We start from the raw sequence: 19,199 nt of genomic DNA on the forward strand, positions 1-19,199 counted from the left end.
GATGAGGGTTTCTGGTTCCGCGAGTCCTTGCTGGCTGCCGAACTTATACGGCAGCATTCCTTCCACGGCCGATCGAAGGCAAGGCATTCGAGGGGCAGATTCGAAGAAAACGTTTCCAATGGGCATCCGTTCCCTCAGCTAGTATCTGTGATCGGGGCTCGGCAACTGAAGGGAGGTTGCCATGAAAGTTAGCAACTGCATGACAATAGATGCCCAGATCGAGCATACTATTTGTGAGGCCGCGCAGATCATGGCCAGTCTCGACGCCGGCGTCATGCCTGTGGGCGACGGCGACCGGTTGGTCGGAATGCTTAGCGATCGCGACATCGCGATCCGCGGTATTGCCTTAGGTAGGGACCTGACGCGAAGGTCCGTGACCTGCTCTCTCGTTGGTGCGACCCGACGAGTGCTCTTATCCCAAGCGGCACTTGCTTCGAAAGCACCGCAGAGTGCCGTGCTCCACAGCCTCCTCACTGACCTCGAAAGGCAATTGGTAGCTGCGCTTCCCCTTTCTGGTTGGGTACGCCTTCATTAACCCACCCAGGCTGAATTTCGAAGATCTGCGCCGCGTCGACGGCGTTGTCTGTTTGCTGCGCGGTGGTATCGGCTATGGCCCGCACGAGCGCCGGCAGGCTTTCCTTTACAAGCAGCATTGGCGAAAAGAGAACGAGCGGCTTGGCGCGTCCACCATCTGCAGCGGGCTGCTGCGCAAGATTTTACCGAAGGGTAGGAAAGCGCGCGTCTCTACGGTCGATCAGGCGGAGACGGCTATAGATTTGCTGAGTCCGCAGATCAAAGAGCGCGTGCAGAAAATTGTCAGTGAATTAAACACCCTGACGAGTGATGTGGATAAATCTCAGGCGAGCGGTATAGATTTTCTGCAGTGATTTGCGGTTGTACAGTTGCGGACCTCACTGAGGGAACACTCGCCGGACCGCTGCCGAAAGTTCACACTTGGCGCATAGGGGAAATGCGCCTTTTTCTCTGCACAAACGAGAACCGGTTGTTCCTCATCCATTCGAGCTCTTGCTGGATTTTGGCCTAGCCCAATCTGGGAAAGTCGACGCCTGCCGAAGAGCCTAGTAGTTGACCGGGACGATTGACGGTCTGGTGGGTGGCGCTTCAGTAGCTGGATCGAACGCCAAAATGCTCATCACGATCGCGACGAGGATGCATATGAGCGCCAGAAAGGCTGTTCCCGCTGTATCCATCCTGTATCTTGGTGAGGTGAATGTGAGCAAAACGGGGCAGCCATCAGGGGAGAACCTGATCGATCCCTGTCTTGGTTAATTTTGCCTGAAGCCCAGCTAGGCCTTCTTCACCTTCTCCGCCAACGCATTCGCCTTCTCGCGCGAGCTGCCCGCTTCCCTGATGATCTTGCGAGGTTGTTCTTCTGTGAGCTTGTGCTTCCGCTTGAGGTAGCTGAGCTCGTAAGCTTGGCCCGCTGCAGCGCGCCCGCGATCGCGGCCGACGGATTTCTTGTTGTCTGGCATACGATTCCTCCCTTGGTAGCCGGAAATAAACGGCGCCCGAGCAAGGTAAGTTCCAGCTTCCGCGTCGGAGTAGAGCAGTCCGGTAGCTCGCCAGCCTCGTAAGCTGGAGGTCGCGGGTCGAATCCTGCCTCCGCAACCAATCCTCAGATTGATAAGCTCACTGGAGCGTCGAAGCAGTTATCCTCGGCGTATCGTCACCTTCACCCTGTGCGAGGAACTGCAAGAGAGCTGACAGCAGCGCTTCCGCGCGTTCACGGTCTAGCGATACCTCGATCACCTCGTCTTGCTCAGAGATGAGCTCAAGCGTCCCGATGAGTGGATCGTTCGAAACGACGTCTATGTCGTTGTCCATGAACTCCGCGGTGACTGTGGCCCGGTTGTCTTCCATCTGGACCTCCTGGGTCTAATGGCTGCCGCCAGAGTCGACCGGAGTCCTACAAGTTTGTCAACCAACGAAAGGGAAAGAGCATGACCCGGACCTTCGCCGGTCTCGCACTGATTGTGTGCACCATGTCGATGGCGCCCGTCGCGGCAGCCGTGCCCATCGACTCTGGCATCAATGCCGCGGTCCTGCATGACCATCAGTGTCCTTGCCGACATCGACAAGGCGGGGCTGACCTGCGAAACGCGGGACATGCCGGCGCCGATCGCGCTTCGAAGTAGTTTCTCCGCTGACCGCCTCGGTGTGGTCGCAATCAGCCAGACGCCCGTCGCGGTCCGCTTCATCGAACTCCGACGACGATGCTAGCTCAGTGAATGCGGTGATTGAAATCTGCCGGAAGCGCCGTCGAACCGCATCCGGGTTTGCCGATGCCTCAATTTGTGCCCTCACGCGACGCATTGTCCTTGAGCAGCGAATTTTAAGATTAGTCGTCGACGATTACGTCTGAGTTGAAAAGAGTGCTGGCGCACGCTGAAAGGAAGAATTTTTCGACTGTCACCGCAATGCCAAGTGCCTTTGAGGTGCTTGCGATCGCATTCTTAAATGCCTTCAGTGCTGCATCCCTATTGGCAAAAGCGCCAACCAGAGTGGTGTTTGGAAGGCGGTACCATTTCTTCACGGTACCCGAGTAGACCCACACTTTCCAACCAACACTGTCGGCTTGATTGAGGAACTCGGAGTGGGGGTCCTGTGTGGTTTTCTTGATGTCATAAGAGATAACGTACCAAGCCATGGTTTCCTCTCTTAGTTGCATAGCAGGAAACGATAAGTGGCTCTGAGGCGCAATACCCCGTCTGGGTTGTTCCGCTAATCCAAAGGAAGCATTATGACCGGCAAGGATGAGAAAGGCCGCGCCGACTGGGAGGCGATTGAGCGTGAATACCGCGCCGGCCAGATATCCCATCGTGCCATCGCGTCAGCCCACGGCATCACCGGAGGTGCCATCCGCAAGAAGGCAAAGTCTGAAGGCTGGCAAAGAGTGCTCGCCGACGAGGTACGGCAGGCAGTGCGCGAGAAGCTGGTACGCAGCGACGCCGATGAAGGCACGCAGGATGGTACGCACGCTCAACGCGCGTCGGATAGCGAGATCATCGAAGGGGCTGCTATTCGCGGCCTCAACGTCATCACCTCACACCGCAAGGACCTCCAGCAGCTTCACGGTTTGAAGCGGGTACTGGCAGAACGCCTTTCGACTTACCTGCAAGGCGTCGCACCGGATGGGCCTTGCGTCGGCGACCAAGGAAAGTCCGGGCGACCTGCTCGAAAAGCGACCGCGCATCACCGCACGTTTGATCCCGCTCGAAAGGCAGGCGCATAACCTCGATGCCAACCTGGACGAACCAATCGGCGGCCGGACGCTCGCCGACTTCTACGGCGAGGAAAAATAGGCCCACTCTAAACCCCGCGCTCCGTGATTTTTGGGAAGGATCTCAGTTCTGGATCATCTTCAACCCCAACTGACGACGGACCTCGTCTATCGCCGGTTCGTGACCAACACGCCGCCCGACACGATCAAGCGGCAGATCAACTACTACGAAAACCCGTTCCTCTCGTCGACCATCCTCAAGGTCATCGAGGCGAAGCGGAAAGAGGATGAGGACGAATACCGTCACATCTACCTCGGCGAGCCGTTGGAAAGATGATGACGCCGTCATTATCAAGCGGTCGTGGATCAGGGCGACGATCGATGCTCACAAGAAGCTGGGCATCCAGCCAGCAGGAGCGAAACGCATCGGCTTCGATGTCACCGACAGTGGCGACGACAAGAACGCTGCGGTGGCAACGCATGCTTCCTCGCGACCTGCGTCGACGAATGGAAGGCGAAAGAGGACGAGTTGCTCAAGTCGGCCGGTCGCGTGCACGCGTTAACATCCACCCGTCGCGCCTGGTCATCTTCAACGGCAACGCTCCGCCGGATGACGAGTTCGGCTCGACGACCTATGCCGGCTCGGGCGACAGCGTTCTGTTGTCTGTCGTCGACGCGATCAAGCAGGCCGACGCTACCGCGGCGAACATTGCTAGCCCCGTTTTCGAGGCGAAGGTCAACGTCATCCGTCTCCCAGATTTCATGCGAACCTCGGCAACGCCGAGTACCGGGCAAAGATCCTCGAGCGTTACACGCTTGCCGCCAACGCAAAGGGTTTCAACGGCGACCTCCTCCTCGACAAGGAAGAGGAATACGCGCAGAAGACAGCCAGCTTTGCCACGCTGCCCGAGGTCCTGATGTCCTTCCTTCAGATCGTCTCAGGTTGCTGCCGACATTCCGGCTACTTCTCGGCAAATCCGGCAGGCATGAACGCCATCGCGGAAAGCGACCTGCGCAACTACTACGACCGCCTGCAGGCGATGCAGACCGTCGAGATGACGGCAGCGATGATGGGCTCGGCGAGTGCATCATTCGCAGTGTCATGGGCTCGCGTGACCAGGACATCACTACGAGTGGGCGCCGCTCTGGGGCACGTCGGAGAAGGAGAAGGCAGACGTTTTCAAGACGAAGGCTGATGCAGCTCGCCATAGGGTCGGCACGACACCCGGTCAGGAGATCATCCCGCGGGATGCGGTATCGGATGCTCTGGTCAATGCGCTCGTCGAGGATGGCTCATTGCCTGGCCTCGATGCCGCGATCGAGGGATACGAGAAGATGTCAGAGCAGGAGACGTCCGAGGAGGAACTTTCGGCCACGGCGGTCGCAAGGGCCATTGAGCAGTGATGAAACTGAAAGGATGATCAGAAAGCCGAGAAGGCCACCATGAGCAGTGCGGCCCAGAGCAAGGCTGACAGTTCAGCCGCTAGCAGAAACCCAAAAGCGGTGTCGCTCATATAATCCTCCTCAGGCAACCATCATTGCCAGGCAGGAACTGTACAGGACTGCTGGAGGTTCGGCTACTATTTAAATTAGCAGAGAGTAAATTAGAAGGCCGACAGAACCCCAAAAGCCAACCATTACCAGCGCCATCGCCATCGCCAAAACGTTAGTCACAACAAAACTCCACGACCGTTACACGGGACGCAAACCCTACCGCAGCGGTGAAAGCTTGGTATCGGACTATGGTCTGATATTGGTGACTCAAGCGCCAGTCTTCGCATCACCGCCGCCATGTTTGCGTGATCACGATGCGAAACCCACGTTTGACATAGGGATCAGCCATGAAGTTCCTCGACACTGCGCGGATGGCGGGCACGCGACGGACCGCCGACGGCTACGTTGTTGCCGACGTGCGTACCGCGCGCATCGGCATCCAGCTTACGCAGGCCATGAACTCGGCAAGCCGGAAGTGCAGATCGTGAAGGTCTATCGGCCCGAGGATCAGGTCTTCGACAAGGCCAGCCTCGGCAGCTACGCGCACAAGCCGGTGACGAATGATCACCCGGACGAGGCGGTGACCCCAGATAACTGGAAAGCCGTTTCGGTCGGGCAGATCGGCGATGAGGTCGCCCGAGACGGTGAATTTGTCGGCATCCCGCCCATCGTCATGGATGCCGCCGCAATCAAGGCGATCGACGAGGGCAAGCGGGAGCTTTCCGCCGGCTACACCTGCGATCTGGCATGGGAGCCGGGCACCACGCCCGAGGGCGAGAATTACGACGCCATTCAGAAGGATATCCGGATCAACCACGTCATCAATGCCTCGTATGAGGCGGCTTTCCTCGAACTGACGAACCCGGGCAGCCTGTCGCCAGTCGTCACCGGCACGTCGACCGTGACACGTGAGAAGATAGGACAGTATTCAACCTCTACTTCAACGGATATCGAGGACATTGTCGCGCTCGCAACGCCGGTCGTGACCACGATCGAGGGGCTGCCCTGGCCAGTTCTCGTCCCGTGCTGGCCGGGCGCCACGGTGGTGCAGCCGCAGATATCGTGCCCGGATATCGATCAGAATACGCCCAGCGAGCTGAGCAACGAAACCATGCCAACAATCAGAACGACGATCTGAGCCATCTGCTTCATCGTAGAGTCAATTGGCAGTTTCTGCACGAGATAGAGCAAAACGACGACGAAAAGGACTGTGACCAGGATGCTGATTACCACGGGTATGCCCCAAGCCCTTTGAGCAAAAAGCCTTTCGGCATTGAAGGCGTAGATATGACTGAGTTCTGGAAAGGGAAGAGCGCAGGATGGCGAACCCGATCTATGCGCGCCCGCAGGCGACAGCGCAGCGCCTCAGGCCGGAACGGTTAAGCGCGAGACCCGCCGAATCCTGTCACGGGCCGCCGCTTCTCCCTATAGTGACGCATCCATTTCTCTGGGGCGCCTTCAGTTTTCGCGGCATCAAGACCGCTGATATCGCCAAGCTTTGCGTCGATCGCGCGCTTGTCCCATTTCCTTGTGCCAGGAATTGGCGGCGGCATCTTGTGAGTTGATAGCCAACAAGAAAAGGTGCTTTCCGCAATGCCGAGGTAGGCTGCCGACTCCTTGCGGCCGATCAGGCGGGGGGCAGTATCAGTCATTGGCGTCCGTTCATCTCCCACCGTCGATATACAAGTCGGGGTCCGAGGACCATCGGCGGTGCATGTTCTACACCTATGGCGAGCGCGAGCGGCGGACGGTCGCGAACAATTAGGCGGCGGCAGTACTGGTCGGCCGCCAATTGGGCAAGACCGGCAAGCAGACAGCCGTGCTCATTTTCGCTGCCGCGCTACGCAATCCAAGGTCTTCCGCTCGAACTACAGTCGCCGACCCTTACCCAACAAAAAAGGCCGGGCTAACCCGACCTTCTCGGCGTCACCTCATGCCGCTGCCAGTACATCCGTGGTCAACGGCACGAGGGACGTTCTGATCCTAATGTAAGCGCTGATTGTGACAGTGGCAAGACATATTTCTTTTTATTATCAATGCATTGGCGGATCACGCGCACTAAGGCCACTTGCCACGTTCCTAGGTCTACCAGCTCAGGGCTATCGAGTCGGTGATAGAGACCAGAACGGACCTTCCGCTACCAAATAGCGTGTTGGATATTTTATGCGGCGCTCCCGGGGACCGTCCTTGGTGTGGCAGGGTGTGGCAGCCGCCTTTGATTTTCAAAGAGAATTATTTCGCTATAGTGTGGCAATTCCATTCGGCAAGTCGTTGAAACTGAACGCTTTCGACCTTCCGGCACGAAGTTGTTCGCGGATATTGAGCGCGTCGGCGAGGGTTCGCAGATAGTCGATACGTTCACCGGCCGGTTCGGCCCCCGTCGCCAGAAGCAGTCTGTCATAAGGAAGCCCCCAACCCGTCGGCCAGCGTGACCTTCCGCGCGGAACAGTCGATCGCCGTCGCGCCAATAGCAGTTCGAACGGTAATGCCGCGGTAAGCGAACGCGCCGACTGGGCTGACCAATCGCGGTTCCTGAACCTGATCGGCGGTAAGCATGTCCTTCGACAGCGGCGACCGTTCGCAAGGATGATGGGTTCCTCGCCGATCAACGTCACCGGTCCCCGATATCCGGTGTCGCACAAGGCGAGCGCCGCCAGCCCGTCGCACTCGCATGCCGCTATGACCACCATTCCCCTGGTCATGGTTTCCTCAATTGCATGATCATCTCAGCGTGTGGTCCCGCCTGTGCGGGCGCCAGCCGCGGCGTGATGAATCGATCAGCCGATTTTGATCAGAACTTTGCCGTCGACGACCTTCACCGGAAAGGTTTTGAGGTTGACGCACACGGGCGCGCCCTTCGCCTCGCCGGTCCGATAGTTGAACCTGCCATTGTGCTTCGGGCACTCGATGATGTCGCCCATGACGAGACCATCGGCGAGATGCGCACGCTCATGGGTGCAGAAGCCGTCTGTCGCGAAAAACGCGTCGTCCGGGCTGCGATAGATTGCGAAGGATTGCTCTCCATGGTCAAACCGCAGCACGTCCTCCTCCTCGATATCGTCGGCCGCGCATGCTTCTATCCAGCCGTTGCTCACAGAAAATTTCTCTCTCACCTTCGATTCTTTCCGATTTGGTGAGGCGGACAACGCCGCTGCTTTGACGCCGCCCGCCGCACTCCGCAGGAACGTTATTCCGCTGGTGCCGCAATTTCGCTCGCGTGGAGCTCGGGCCGAAATGCTTTTGCCGAGGCCGGCAGTTCGCGTTTTACATAGTACTCCGGGTCTTTGATCTGCCGCAGCAGCGCCGGGATGATCTCGCGATAGGCCTCGATGGTGCTGGCGTAGGGCTTCGGCATGTCAGCCTTCATCACCTCATGAAGCTCGGGCAGACGATGGTACGGCACCATAGGGAACATGTGATGCTCGACGTGGTAGTTCATATTCCAGTACAGGAACCGGAAGATCGGATTCATATAGACGGTGCGCGAATTGAGCCGGTGGTCGAGTACGTTTTCGGCGAGCCCGGCGTGCTGCGTCAAGCCGAAGAAAATAGTCATCCAGCCCCCATACATGGTCGGCAACACGCCCACATAAATGAGCGGTAGCCATGAGCCGAGCAACAATGCCAAGGCAATCACCGACAGGTGAATGGCGAGCCAGATGCGAGCGACCAGGAACACTTTCCCCCATTCCAATTCCGGCACGAAGGTCCGCTCCTCCACATCGAGGCGGCCGGCGGCATGAAGGATCATTTGCCTCACCGTACTCCACGTGTTCGAGACCGCAAAGATGTTGCTGAGGATGCGCAGCACCGCGGGCGGGCGCATCGCCGCGATCTCGGGATCGCGGCCGACGATGAGCGTGTCGGTGTGGTGCCGCGTGTGGCTCCACCGCCAGATCGTCGGCTCGCGCATGATCATGAAGCAGGCAAGGTGATAGACGGCGTCATTCAGCGATCGCGTCCTGAACGCGGTGCCGTGGCCGCACTCATGCCAGCGTGAATCGGTCGATGAGCCGTAGAGCACGCCGTAGCAGATGAAGAACGGCACCGCCCACCAACTGCCCCAGAAGACGTAGCCACCGACACCGAAGACGACAAACGAGAGAAGCCAGATGATCGTGTCGCGGATCGGCGGGCCGTCAGAGCGCTGCATCAGCTCCTTCATGCGCTTTCGCGGGATGTCGGTCTTGTACCATTCCGCGGACGCAAGCCCACTCGCCAACGCAGCTTCCGCATCGAGGCCGATCAGGCTGTAGTCGCGTCGTGTTGGGGCCGTGACCATTCCTCTGTCCCTGCTTTGTTACGATCAGTCTTGCTACGCTGCCCTTTCGCAAGGTTGACATTATGGCCGACCGGCTGCCGTTCAAGAAGCGCCTCCATCAAATCCAATCACTCGTTCGCCTGGAATAATGTAACTTTGGACATCATGTCCGCACAGCGGCGGCAGGTATTTCAACCTGCGGGCCAAGCGGACGCAGCATCTGCGGTAGTAACCAAAAATGCTGGTATATCGACCGCCTCTTTCTTTGGCTTGCCGGCCCACACGAAGGCAAGCACGGCGCCCCTCGCACCGGCAAATCCAACCGCTGAACCATCGGCCCGAAAGCTTAGGCAGCACGACGCCTGGACGGTACAGAGAGACTGGCAGTCTCTCTGTCGCCGGGAGTTGACCCGGTGCTGCGGGTCATCCGGCAGTGGTCCCTTGAAACATAAACCCGGTCACCTGCCCGATCGGTCCAGAGGACAGGGCTTCCCGGATATCGGACAGATGCGGACCTTTGGCTCTGAGGGTTCGTGCTCGGCCAAGGGGGTTTGAAGATCGTTCCCGGAAAGTTCCGACAAGGACGACACAATTACTGCACCGGAATGTTCTCCTTGAGTATCAGGCGGGGTTCGATGAACTTTTTCGTGAGGTAAGGCGCGGACGAAGCGATCGAACCGAGCAGACGAATGACCGACTGCTCGGCAATCAACCTCGCGTTTTGGTCAATAACCACGTCAAGCAGATCGTCCACAAGATAGCCTCGGGTTTCTCTTGTAAGGTCATGGCAGATGAATACCGGCTTGTCCCGAGGCTTGGTTTCTCTGAGTGCCTTTGCGATTCCTGAACGCCCCGCTCCGACGCAATAGATCCCAAGGAGTTGTGGCTCGTTGTCAAGCGCCCTCATGGTTGCGGTGTAGCTGACTTCCGGCTCGTCATTGATTTCCACCGCAATTGTGACGGTGAGATTGGGGAACTCCTCGCTGAGCACGGAGCGAAAGCCCATCTCACGTTCTTCGTGCCCGCGGTATGAACGTGAACCGACGACCAAAGCCAAATGCCCGGAACGCCCGCGGAGAAAACGGCCCATCAACAAAGCTGCCGTTCGACCGGCCACCCTGTTGTCGATCCCGACATAGGCTGAGCGCGGCGCAGCCGGAACGTCCGAGACCAACGTGACCAGGCGTACACCTGCCTCCACGACCTCACGCAATATGTTGCGTGTTCTCGGATGATCGACCGCTATAACGCCGACGCCGTTCGCACGCAGCGAAAGTTTTTCGACGGCGTGCTGCAAGGCATTCGGCGAGATGCCATTCAGACTATGAATTCTGCAGGAGGCTACTAAAGGCAAACGCCCGGCATAGTCCTCGATGTGCCTGGCAAGGTCGTTCATGAAGGCGTTGCTGCCGATCGGCAGAAAAAATTCGAGATGGGCGGGCTTGGAGGGAAGCGTCACCGAATCGGCTACGGGCAGATAACCGAGCTGCTTGGCAGCCTCCATCACGCGCTGCCGGTTAGCGGCGCTCGCGCCGGCACGATTGTTAAGTACGCGATCCACCGTCGCGGTGGATAGCCCACAAGCCTTTGCAATGTCCGCAACAGTGGCTTTCATCTTCGGAGTCATAGGGCCTGATGCGATCGCAAGCCAGACGTTTGATACAATCTGATGGAGCGGATGATTGGTTTCCATCACAACTGGGCGTCGGCTGGCTGAACTAGCCCGGGCAGGCGTTCCCTTAGCCCGCTCAACCCAGCCGCTGTCCGCCCTCAAGTAACGCGGCCCGAATTTCCTCATCGGACATGCCCGTAATGACCCGCTCAACCTCCTCGACGCTGGATTTCTTCGGGTCGATATCGTCGGCGACGACCTTGCCGCGGCGCATGACGACGATGCGATCAACCACCTGGAAGACGTGATGGATGTTATGGGCGATGAAGATGCAGGAGTGGCCAGAATCGCGGGCCCTACGAACAAAGCTCAGCACCCCTTGGGTCTCGGCAACGCCCAGATTGTTGGTCGGTTCGTCGAGGATGATAAGATCGCTGTCAAAATACATGGCGCGGGCAATCGCCACCGCCTGGCGCTCGCCGCCGGAGAGCGAACCGACCGGTGTGGTCGGCGGGATGTTCTTCGAGATGCCGACCTGCTTGAGCAGGTCGCGGGCGACCGTGTTCATGGTTTCCTGATCCATCCGGTTCAAAAAGCGCGGCGCTTTGATCGGCTCACGCCCGAGGAACAGGTTGCGGGCGATCGACAATTGCGTGACCAGCGCGGAATCCTGGTAGATCGTCTCAATGCCATGCGCGATGGCGTCGCTTGTGGTGCGGAAGTGCACCTTCTCACCACGGACGAAAATGTCGCCGCTCGTCAGGGGAACGGCGCCGGAAAGCACCTTGATCAGCGTCGACTTGCCCGCGCCGTTATCGCCGAGCAGGCCGACGATCTCCCGTTCGTTGACGTGGAGCCTCGCGTCAATGAGCGCCTGGACGCGGCCATAGGATTTGCGGATGTTCTCCATGCGGATCAACGGTTCAGCCATCGCCTCAAGTCCCCGCCTGATGCCGGCGTTCCAGCCACGAGTGGAGCGCCATCATCCCGAGGATGATCGCGCCGATGAAGATGTTATAGGCAAGGCCCGGCACGCCGATCAGTACGATGCCGTTGCGCATGACGCGTAGGATCAAAATACCGAGCACGGTTCCGATGATCGTGCCGCGGCCGCCGGTCAACGCCGTGCCGCCGATCACCACCATGGCGATGACTTCCAACTCGTAGCCGGTGCCGCTGTTTGGGTTGGCCGCCGACGTGCGCAGCGAACTGATGACGCCAGCAAGCGAGGCTAGGATCGCCGAAAGCATGAACAGGCCGATCTTCACTCTACTGACATTGACGCCACGCGCTCTTGCGGCGCTGGGATTGCCACCGGCCGCCTGGATCCAGTTACCCGTCCGGCTTTGCGTGAGCACATAACCGAGCGCCACGGCGGCGGCGATGAACCAGAAGAGCGACATGTAGATGCGGAACGGGCCGATATAGAAATCGCCGACGAGAGCCTCAGCCAGGAAAGTTCCTTCAGCACTCCAGGTCCGCTGCGGAAACCCGCTGGTGATGAACAGGGCGGTGCCACGCACGACAAGCAGCATGCCGAGCGTCACCAGGAAGGACGGAATCTTCAGCTGGGTCACGAACCAGCCATTGACCAGCCCGATCAGCGCGGCGACGACCAGCGCCGTGATGAAACCAACCTCGAGCGAGGTGACGCCGCTATTGAACAGCGTCCACATCAGGACCGGCGAGAAGCCAAAGACCGATCCGACGGACAGATCGAACTCGCCCGACGTCATCAGAAGCGTCATTGCGAGCGCGATCAGGCCAAGTTCGACCGTGAAGGCCAGTGTGTTGCTGATGTTCTGCGGCGACAGGAACTCGTGATTGATCCCCCAAAAGACGAAAATCTCGGCAACGAGGAGCACGAAAGGTCCGAATTCGGGCCTCGCGATCAGGCGTTGGACGACGGCTATAGAACGATTTTCCACGTTGGGGACCCGCGACACGGTTAGATTGGCAAAGACCCCGCGCGCCGCATTCGACGGTTTCGCGGCTCGACGGAATGATAGAGGCATTCGCGACGGCGCTGGCCGCGAATGTCTCTCATATCGAGCTTACTTACCCGACAGGATATCGTCGTAGACCTGCGCGGTATCTTTCTCGTAGAGCGCACCGGTGATGACGTCGAAGCCGGGCGGGATGCCACTGGCGGCCATGTTTGCAAGCGAAAGCGCCACATAACTCGTCGCCTGTGGGTCTTGCCACTGGGCGGCGTTCACGTAGCCGGTCAGGACTTCCTGGGTCGTGTCGAGCGAGTTGCCCCAGCCGACGACAGGGATTTCGCCCGGCTTGACGCCAACCTGGTCGAAAACGCGCTTGATCGACCCAGTCACCAGGTCGCCGAGACCGATGATGGCCTTGATCTTGGCGCGATTGGCGGTGAGATAGTCGGCCATCCGGCTGATCACCTCGGCTTGGTCGAGGGTGGCTTCGGTGACTTCGTAGGTGATGCCGAGCGGCTCGAAAACGCTCTTGATTCCTTCCTCTTCCTGGACGCCGTAGGTGGCGCCAGGGACTTCGACCGGCATCCAGACAAAGTCGCCCTTCTTCACAAGGCCCTTGTCGACCAAGTATTGCGCCCAGTTCCTGCCGAAGACGACGTTGTCGCCGCCGACATAGGCGTCGAAGCTCGCCGTCGGATCGGGTGTGTTGAAGTTAATGATCGGAATCGTCGCGGCGTTCGCTTCCTTGGCGATTTCGACCAAGCTGCCGGGATCCGGGCTGGTGGTAGCAATACCGTCGGCCTTGGCCGCAATCGCGGCACGAACGGCTTCCTGCTGGGATGCCACGTCGCCATTGTGGAACGAGGTGTTGACCGTGTTGCCCGTGTCCGCAGCCCACTGCTTCGCGCCGGCGAGGAAGTAGGTCCAGACCGGATCGGCCGGGCCGCCATGCGAAATCCAATAGAAGGTCTTCGCCTGGGCCGCCGCTGGAATGGCCATCGCCAGCAACAAGCCGCACAAAAGTAATCGTAGCTTCGTCACCATCTGCTTTCCTCCCATTTTTGACATGACTACCTTCCAAGATGCCCGTCGGGCGCCAGGGGCCGGGCAGCGTCCTCGTCTAGCCCACGTCCCCTCGGCGATGGCATCCTCTTTTTCGACGGATTGCAAGCCTCCTGCTGTCAGTGGTAATCGGCGCGCCGCAGCGCGCCATCAAACGTCCAATCAGATTGCATCAGTTTGGGTGATATTTTCCAGCGCAGATCTTCCTCGCCATGTATATTTCCATAAGGTGGTGCGCTTGATCCTCCCGGAAAGCTTGGCGGCTCCGAATGGGCCAGGAAGCGCCAAAATCTTGGAACCTGTCGCCATGGCGAAATCGGATAAGGAATTGCCGGATTTGTCGGCGCGCGACTCCTACGCGCTGGTCGCGAGGGATGCCACGCCGGTCGAGGGGCCGGTCCTTGATTACGCTCCTCCCATGCCCAGTGACAAATCACTGGGCATCGGGCTGATCGGCGCCGGCGGCATCAGCTTTGCCCATCTGGATGCCTACCGGACCTATGGACTGAATGTAGTCGCGATTTGCGACAGGCACTTGGATCGGGCGGAGCGCAGGCGCGATCAATTTTTTCCCAACGCCCTTGCCACCGACAAAATCGACGATTTGATCAGAAACTCACACATATCCGTGCTGGACATTACGCTGCACCCCGAGGATCGCTTGCCGCTGATACGAAGGGCGATCATGGCCGGACAGCACGTCCTGTCGCAAAAGCCGTTTGTGCGAGATCTTGATGTCGGCCGTGAATTGGTTGAACTAGCCGACCGAAACGGAGTGCTACTAGCCGTAAACCAGAACGGCCGCTGGGCACCGCATCTGTGCTACATCCGGGAAGCCGTGTCCGCCGGACTGATCGGGGAGGTGACGGCGGTTCACGTTTCCATCCAATGGGATCATTCGTGGATCGCCGGGACGCCCTTCGAAAAAATCGACCAGATCGTGCTGGACGACTTTGCCATCCACTGGTTCGATTTCCTGGCCAGCATCATAGGTGACACGGCGGAAACGGTCTATGCGACGGGCAGCCGCGCGCATGGCCAGAAGGTAGCGTCGCAGCTTCTCGCCCAAGCACTGGTCGCCTATCCGGGGGGACAGGCCTCGCTCGTCTTCGACGGTATGACACGCTTCGGAGCGCAGGATTCAACCGTTGTCGTCGGCACACTCGGGACACTGCGCAGCACCGGACCCGACCTCGGTCATCAAACAGTCAGTCTGCATACTGCCGATGGCGTCGCGCGGCCGGAGCTTGCCGGCCAGTGGTTCAACGATGGATTCGCTGGCGCGATGGGAGCCCTGCTTGTCGCCATAGAAAGCGGCAATCCGCCGAACAATTCGGCGCGTGGGAACTTGGTTTCGCTGCGCCTGTGCGAGGCGGCGATTGAAAGCGCAAGAATTGCCGCGCCGGTCAACGTTCGCCCAGCGGAGTATAGTTGAAAGACGGCTGGGGATAATCCTCGTCCGGCTGCCGGCCTAGCGCTCTCGTTTCCGCTTCGGCGCGAGCGATCTCGCAAGCGCCGTCGAGAATGCAAAGGCTTGTCTCATAGTGCCGCGCCGCACCCGGGTCCAGCCAGATCAGTTCCTCCCGGTCACGCGCGAAAGCAGCCCCGTGGACATGATTGGTCGAGGGCTCGATGCCAAGCGCATAGTTGCCGGCCTGAAAATTCTGCCACTCCAGCATGCAGGGAAACTGGTCCGTGCGCGTAATCACCTTAAAGCCGATGCCGAGCCGGTCGTTCGCCACCATGACCGGCGTGCGGCCTTGGGGATCGCTTGCCAACTGGTGTTGCCAGACCTGTTCCAGAAAATCGAGTTGAGGAGCAGGGAAGCGCCAGTAGCCGACGCCCTGGCCCTGATAATCTTGCCCTGCGTGACTGGCCCAGACGACATCGGCGATCGGCGCGATATAGCGCGATCCTTCATCAATGAGCGGATGCCCGACATTGATGTGGTACATGTACATGTGCGGGGTGCGGTAGAACCCGCGATTGGCGACTTCGTCATGCAAATGGACGACGTTGGTGCCGACCTCGATCTCGATTCGCCGGGTCAGATGCAGGTCTTCGCCAAACACCGTCGCCTGAGTCACTGTGCCTTCGCACCAGAGGAAGCACCGATCTCCTTCCCATCGCTCGCCATAGCCGCCGAGCCGGGCCGGGATGCCGCTGACTCGTCCGTGGATGGAGGCCTTGACCGATTTGCGGTGCGGATAGCGATAGTGAACGGCCGGCGCCTCGTCCATGAAGAGGATGTGATCAAGGCCGCAGGTGACAAGGAGGCCCGAAAAGGAGCGCAGCCACCCGAGGCCGCCTTCACCCTCATAATCCAGCAGCCCCGGATTGCGAAATCCTGCCGGCGAATGCCAGCCGATCGGGAGTCCTTTGTACTCGCACTCCGCGATGTCCAGGGCTCGGTCGACGAGAACCGTGAATCTGAGGCCCGTACCGGAGCGGAACTCCAGCATTCTTATTCCCCGCTCGAGCCCGTCTCCAAGCGTCATCAGCCGTACGCCGGCGAATTGCGACAGCGCCCCCGAATGCGCGGCAACTTCACGCCTCGTCAGCACCCGACCATACAGTTCGACCACTGCTTCGCCCTTTTAAAGCCAGGTCAATGCGCCCGGAAATCGCTTCGACGCTTGCAGGCATGGTGGCATTGCACAATCAGCTAGTGCGTCAGATTACATCACCATCACAGTTTTGCCGACGCGTGCCGTGTAACTGAGTGCCTCGGAGAAGCAAGACGGCTCAGGAATGGCTGGTTTGGGTCATGACCGCTGGTTGCTCCGGAAGATAAAGGACATGATTTCCGGATCGCAGAGGCCTCCGCTTTCGGTGTGAGGGCCTAGCCGTTTCGGGAGCTACGCTGTGGATGGAGGGGCGATCAGCCTCCGGCATCCGCTCGGCACGAGCGGAAACCGCCTCGTGCTTCATCTCGTCAACGCCTTGCGTCGGCTTAGGCCAAGGCGTGGTATCACCACCGAGTGCACCGGCGGCGGTCTGACGGCGCTGATCGACCTTGTCGAGGCGATGACGATGATGCTGACGGGAAACTGGGCCGCCCTTTTTCCGCTGTCCACGAGACATTCGATCATACGCCTCGGTTACAAGGCGCGAGAACTCGCCGGGCACCGTGCGCAGCGATCCCCCCGATGGACCGCCTTGATCCGCGCGCGAACGGCATGTCGCAAGCTGGGCAGGAGTCCACACGTAGTGGTATCGGCTCTCCCATGTGAGGCTGAAGTCAAGCCTGAGTCGCCAATGCTCCCCGCACCGCAGCCGTGATCTGATCCTGCACCTCCTCGGTCAGATAGGGATGCATCGGCAGACTGACGACCTCGGCAGCAAGGCGATCAGAGACGGGCAGGCCATTCGGGGCAGTCGGGAAGTGCCAGTACGCAGCTTGGCGGTGCATGGGCCTTGGATAGTAGACGGCTGTCGGAACGCCCGCCGCTGCTAGGAAGCTCTGGAACACTCCGCGGTCGCACCTTGGCAGGCGCAGCGTATACTGCGCCCAAACCGAGGTCGCGCCCGCCAGGATGTTCGGGACGGTGGCAATGTCGCGCAGTTGCTTATTGTAGCGGTTCGCGATGCGGTTGCGGGCGGTGATTTCACCCGGAAATATCTTTAGCTTCTCTATCAGAACGGCCGCCTGTACCGTATCGAGACGGCTGTTCATGCCGATCCGAACATTGTCATACTTATCCTTCCCCTGGCCATGAATACGGAGCGAGAGGATGGTGTCAGCCACCTCGGCATTGCTTGTGAATACCGCGCCGCCATCGCCATAGCAGCCCAAGGGTTTGGTCGGGAAGAAGCTTGTTGTGGTGGCAAGCCCAATTGTACCGACTTGCCGCCCCTTGTAGCTTGCGCCGAAGGCTTGAGCTGCATCACAGACCAGCCACAGGCCCTCGCGGGCTGCAATTGCCTCGATGTCGTAGTAGTCGGCTGGCTGGCCAAACAGATCGACCGCAACAATGCCGACTGGCTTAGGACCCTTGTCCTTAGCCATTGTTATGGAGGAACGAAGACTCCTGACATCGAGGTTGAAGGTATCCTCGCAGATGTCGACGAACACCGGCGTCGCGCCAAGTCCGGCTATGGCTTCTGCGGTGGCCGCAAACGTAAAGGACGGACAGAACACCGCGTCGCCAGCCTTCACGTTCTTGGCCATCAATACAAGGGCCAAGGCATCGGTTCCACTGCCGCAGGAAATCGCGTGCTTGGCACCGCAAAAAGTGGAGAGATCTTGCTCGAGTTGCGCAACCTCCGGGCCCATGACGTAAATGCCGTGATCGAGGACGCTGCGGATCGCCTCGTCAACGGCCTTTCCAAGATACCGGCGCTGCGCACCAAGATCGTTAAAAGGGATCCGGTCTGACATGCTCGCCTCTAGACGTTCAAAGGGCGGTGGACAGCGTCCGTGCGTCCAGAATTGGCCTGGCAGCCATGGCTGGGGTTCATCATCATGCTGGCCTGGGACAAGACTCGCATCACGCGTAACCCTTCGTCACCATTTGTTACCGGATCACGCCCCTGGGCGATGCAGTCGACAAAATGCTGACATTCGAGTTTTAGCGGTTCATTCTCCTCTACCGCGACTGGAAGTGGTTCGGCTCGGATTGTTGCCGTTGCATCCTCTGCCACATTCACGATGTGCGGATATAAGAGCAGTTTGCGCTCCCATGGCGCTCCATCGTCGAGCACGATCATAGCTTCTGACCCGATTACCGTGAGCCGGTGTTCCTTGACGGGATGCAACCAGGACAGATTGACTTGGGCCTGCTCCCCGGCCGGGAAGGCCAGGTGAAGGGTGACGGCGTCGGCTATCGATTTCCGCAGGTGGTAGCCGCCGATGCCGTAAACCTCGCTTGGTTCTGCGCCCACAAGAGCCAAGATAATAGAGACATCATGAGGGCCTAGACACCAGAGCACATCCTCCTCGGACCGGATCACCCCCAGATTCATGCGGTTGGCCTGAATCCGCAGGACACGGCCGATAGCACCGGTCGCGATGAGGCTCTGGAGCCGGGAAAACGCGGGATGATACTGTAGTATATGCCCGACCATGAGTCGTCGATCCAAGCGCCGTGCCAGATCGGTCAACTCCTCGGCATGCTTGAGCTCAAGCGCGAGCGGCTTTTCGACGAAGAGATGCTTGCCGGCAAGAAGGGCGCGCTTGGCAAGGTCGTAATGGGTTGACGGTTGCGTGGAGATCGCCACCGCCTGGATCGAAGGCTCGGCAATTACCTGCTCAAAGGAAAGGGCTCGGCTGCCGTAACGGCTAAGAACGGCCGCGACTGTCGCGGAGTGGTGATCGGCGACAGCGCCGAGACAGCCCAATTCAGCAAAGCAGCGGACCAGGTTCTTGCCCCAGGCTCCGCAGCCGATCACCGCAAGTTGAAAACCCTCCGAAGTGCCTGGGCGGTCTAATAAGCCTGGATATTCTTTCGAGTTGCGCAAGCTTGGTCCTATCGTGTCATTCGAGATGGTCATCGAGCCGCAAGTTTATCAACTCCGCGAATTCGTCGATAGGCATTCCACCCTCCTAATGTTTACTTGCTCGTTCGAATCGAGGGCGTCATAAAA

Annotated in this window: 18 protein-coding genes, 1 tRNA gene and 4 pseudogenes; 10 read left to right on the forward strand and 13 right to left on the reverse strand. The window is 59.2% G+C overall.

Going from position 1 to position 19,199, the window contains the following annotated elements; all coding sequences use genetic code 11:
• Nucleotides 1–500: 500 nt before the first annotated feature.
• Both PYH37_RS03115 and PYH37_RS03120 read left to right on the forward strand, forming a co-directional pair.
• Nucleotides 501–887: pseudogene (locus tag PYH37_RS03115) on the forward strand (hypothetical protein); the annotation flags it as partial.
• Nucleotides 888–1,086: 199 nt separating this feature from the next.
• A complete protein-coding gene (locus PYH37_RS03120; RefSeq protein ID WP_280732548.1) occupies nt 1,087–1,290 on the forward strand; it encodes a hypothetical protein in 204 nt (67 codons plus the stop codon).
• Between the two features lie 17 nt (nt 1,291–1,307).
• On the opposite strand, the gene PYH37_RS03125 is transcribed toward PYH37_RS03120, so the two are convergent.
• Nucleotides 1,308–1,493, reverse strand: a complete 186-nt coding sequence (locus PYH37_RS03125) for a DUF3606 domain-containing protein (protein WP_280731975.1) — start codon at nt 1,491–1,493, stop codon at nt 1,308–1,310.
• Between the two features lie 62 nt (nt 1,494–1,555).
• Between PYH37_RS03125 and PYH37_RS03130 the strand changes: the two genes are divergently transcribed.
• Nucleotides 1,556–1,632: transfer RNA gene (locus PYH37_RS03130), tRNA-Thr, on the forward strand.
• A gap of 18 nt (nt 1,633–1,650) precedes the next feature.
• Here PYH37_RS03130 and PYH37_RS03135 read toward each other — a convergent pair.
• Complete coding sequence (locus PYH37_RS03135) at nt 1,651–1,881, reverse strand: hypothetical protein (RefSeq protein WP_280731976.1); 231 nt, start codon at nt 1,879–1,881, stop codon at nt 1,651–1,653.
• A 186-nt stretch (nt 1,882–2,067) separates the two neighbouring features.
• Between PYH37_RS03135 and PYH37_RS03140 the strand changes: the two genes are divergently transcribed.
• Nucleotides 2,068–2,241 (forward strand): hypothetical protein, encoded by a 174-nt coding sequence (locus tag PYH37_RS03140; protein WP_280731977.1) that lies wholly within the window; start codon nt 2,068–2,070, stop codon nt 2,239–2,241.
• 118 nt (nt 2,242–2,359) lie between these two features.
• On the opposite strand, the gene PYH37_RS03145 is transcribed toward PYH37_RS03140, so the two are convergent.
• Nucleotides 2,360–2,668: a hypothetical protein gene (locus PYH37_RS03145; protein WP_280731978.1), complete on the reverse strand. Its 309-nt coding sequence runs from the start codon at nt 2,666–2,668 to the stop codon at nt 2,360–2,362.
• 93 nt (nt 2,669–2,761) lie between these two features.
• Here PYH37_RS03145 and PYH37_RS03150 point away from each other — a divergent pair, with 93 nt between their 5' ends.
• The 4 genes and pseudogenes from PYH37_RS03150 to PYH37_RS32185 all read left to right on the forward strand — a co-directional run.
• A complete protein-coding gene (locus tag PYH37_RS03150; protein WP_280731979.1) occupies nt 2,762–3,253 on the forward strand; it encodes a hypothetical protein in 492 nt (163 codons plus the stop codon).
• A 100-nt stretch (nt 3,254–3,353) separates the two neighbouring features.
• Nucleotides 3,354–3,578 (forward strand): phage terminase large subunit, encoded by a 225-nt coding sequence (locus PYH37_RS03155; protein WP_280731980.1) that lies wholly within the window; start codon nt 3,354–3,356, stop codon nt 3,576–3,578.
• A 215-nt stretch (nt 3,579–3,793) separates the two neighbouring features.
• Nucleotides 3,794–4,645, forward strand: a pseudogene (locus PYH37_RS03160) (anti-CBASS protein Acb1 family protein); the annotation flags it as partial.
• A 437-nt stretch (nt 4,646–5,082) separates the two neighbouring features.
• A pseudogene (locus tag PYH37_RS32185) lies at nt 5,083–5,555 on the forward strand (DUF2213 domain-containing protein); the annotation flags it as partial.
• A 257-nt stretch (nt 5,556–5,812) separates the two neighbouring features.
• On the opposite strand, the gene PYH37_RS32190 reads toward PYH37_RS32185, so the two are convergent.
• From PYH37_RS32190 to PYH37_RS03200, 7 genes are all read right to left on the reverse strand, one after another.
• Complete coding sequence (locus PYH37_RS32190) at nt 5,813–5,974, reverse strand: Thivi_2564 family membrane protein (RefSeq protein WP_342394652.1); 162 nt, start codon at nt 5,972–5,974, stop codon at nt 5,813–5,815.
• Between the two features lie 1,538 nt (nt 5,975–7,512).
• The gene (locus tag PYH37_RS03175; protein WP_280731983.1) at nt 7,513–7,848 is read right to left on the reverse strand and encodes a MocE family 2Fe-2S type ferredoxin; all 336 of its coding nucleotides are present in this window, start codon (nt 7,846–7,848) and stop codon (nt 7,513–7,515) included.
• A 74-nt stretch (nt 7,849–7,922) separates the two neighbouring features.
• Nucleotides 7,923–9,017, reverse strand: coding sequence for a fatty acid desaturase family protein (locus tag PYH37_RS03180; RefSeq protein WP_280731984.1), 1,095 nt, complete (start codon nt 9,015–9,017; stop codon nt 7,923–7,925).
• Nucleotides 9,018–9,588: 571 nt separating this feature from the next.
• Nucleotides 9,589–10,611: a LacI family DNA-binding transcriptional regulator gene (locus PYH37_RS03185; RefSeq protein ID WP_342394653.1), complete on the reverse strand. Its 1,023-nt coding sequence runs from the start codon at nt 10,609–10,611 to the stop codon at nt 9,589–9,591.
• Between the two features lie 133 nt (nt 10,612–10,744).
• A complete protein-coding gene (locus PYH37_RS03190) occupies nt 10,745–11,539 on the reverse strand; it encodes an ATP-binding cassette domain-containing protein (protein WP_280731986.1) in 795 nt (264 codons plus the stop codon).
• 4 nt (nt 11,540–11,543) lie between these two features.
• On the reverse strand, nt 11,544–12,536 hold the full coding sequence (locus tag PYH37_RS03195) for an ABC transporter permease (RefSeq protein WP_280731987.1): 993 nt from the start codon (nt 12,534–12,536) through the stop codon (nt 11,544–11,546).
• 126 nt (nt 12,537–12,662) lie between these two features.
• Entirely contained in the window at nt 12,663–13,595 is a 933-nt protein-coding gene (locus PYH37_RS03200; RefSeq protein WP_280731989.1) for a substrate-binding domain-containing protein, read from the reverse strand.
• On the opposite strand from PYH37_RS03200, the gene PYH37_RS03205 reads away from it, so the two are divergent.
• Nucleotides 13,543–15,048 (forward strand): Gfo/Idh/MocA family protein, encoded by a 1,506-nt coding sequence (locus tag PYH37_RS03205; RefSeq protein ID WP_280731990.1) that lies wholly within the window; start codon nt 13,543–13,545, stop codon nt 15,046–15,048. The two genes, PYH37_RS03200 and PYH37_RS03205, sit on opposite strands and share 53 nt — an antisense overlap.
• Here PYH37_RS03205 and PYH37_RS03210 read toward each other — a convergent pair.
• On the reverse strand, nt 15,020–16,198 hold the full coding sequence (locus PYH37_RS03210) for an aldose 1-epimerase family protein (RefSeq protein WP_280731991.1): 1,179 nt from the start codon (nt 16,196–16,198) through the stop codon (nt 15,020–15,022). The two genes, PYH37_RS03205 and PYH37_RS03210, sit on opposite strands and share 29 nt — an antisense overlap.
• A gap of 280 nt (nt 16,199–16,478) precedes the next feature.
• Between PYH37_RS03210 and PYH37_RS03215 the strand changes: the two are divergent.
• Nucleotides 16,479–16,613, forward strand: a pseudogene (locus tag PYH37_RS03215) (acetyl-CoA C-acyltransferase); the annotation flags it as partial.
• A gap of 241 nt (nt 16,614–16,854) precedes the next feature.
• On the opposite strand, the gene PYH37_RS03220 reads toward PYH37_RS03215, so the two are convergent.
• Both PYH37_RS03220 and PYH37_RS03225 read right to left on the reverse strand, forming a co-directional pair.
• On the reverse strand, nt 16,855–17,994 hold the full coding sequence (locus PYH37_RS03220; protein WP_280731992.1) for a DegT/DnrJ/EryC1/StrS family aminotransferase: 1,140 nt from the start codon (nt 17,992–17,994) through the stop codon (nt 16,855–16,857).
• An 8-nt stretch (nt 17,995–18,002) separates the two neighbouring features.
• On the reverse strand, nt 18,003–19,106 hold the full coding sequence (locus PYH37_RS03225) for a Gfo/Idh/MocA family protein (protein WP_280731993.1): 1,104 nt from the start codon (nt 19,104–19,106) through the stop codon (nt 18,003–18,005).
• Between the last annotated feature and the right edge of the window lie 93 nt (nt 19,107–19,199).

The sequence above is a fragment of the Sinorhizobium numidicum genome, from assembly GCF_029892045.1.
In the GTDB taxonomy this organism is placed as follows: domain Bacteria; phylum Pseudomonadota; class Alphaproteobacteria; order Rhizobiales; family Rhizobiaceae; genus Sinorhizobium; species Sinorhizobium numidicum.

Coding starts and splice junctions, on each gene's coding strand:
- PYH37_RS03125 (WP_280731975.1), bottom strand. CDS start 1,493: ATGCCAGACAACAAGAAATCCGTCGGCCGCGATCGCGGGCGCGCTGCA.
- PYH37_RS03135 (WP_280731976.1), bottom strand. CDS start 1,881: ATGGAAGACAACCGGGCCACAGTCACCGCGGAGTTCATGGACAACGAC.
- PYH37_RS03140 (WP_280731977.1), top strand. CDS start 2,068: ATGACCATCAGTGTCCTTGCCGACATCGACAAGGCGGGGCTGACCTGC.
- PYH37_RS03145 (WP_280731978.1), bottom strand. CDS start 2,668: ATGGCTTGGTACGTTATCTCTTATGACATCAAGAAAACCACACAGGAC.
- PYH37_RS03150 (WP_280731979.1), top strand. CDS start 2,762: ATGACCGGCAAGGATGAGAAAGGCCGCGCCGACTGGGAGGCGATTGAG.
- PYH37_RS03180 (WP_280731984.1), bottom strand. CDS start 9,017: ATGGTCACGGCCCCAACACGACGCGACTACAGCCTGATCGGCCTCGAT.
- PYH37_RS03185 (WP_342394653.1), bottom strand. CDS start 10,611: ATGAAAGCCACTGTTGCGGACATTGCAAAGGCTTGTGGGCTATCCACC.
- PYH37_RS03190 (WP_280731986.1), bottom strand. CDS start 11,539: ATGGCTGAACCGTTGATCCGCATGGAGAACATCCGCAAATCCTATGGC.
- PYH37_RS03205 (WP_280731990.1), top strand. CDS start 13,543: ATGGCCATCGCCAGCAACAAGCCGCACAAAAGTAATCGTAGCTTCGTC.
- PYH37_RS03200 (WP_280731989.1), bottom strand. CDS start 13,595: ATGGTGACGAAGCTACGATTACTTTTGTGCGGCTTGTTGCTGGCGATG.
- PYH37_RS03220 (WP_280731992.1), bottom strand. CDS start 17,994: ATGTCAGACCGGATCCCTTTTAACGATCTTGGTGCGCAGCGCCGGTAT.
- PYH37_RS03225 (WP_280731993.1), bottom strand. CDS start 19,106: ATGACCATCTCGAATGACACGATAGGACCAAGCTTGCGCAACTCGAAA.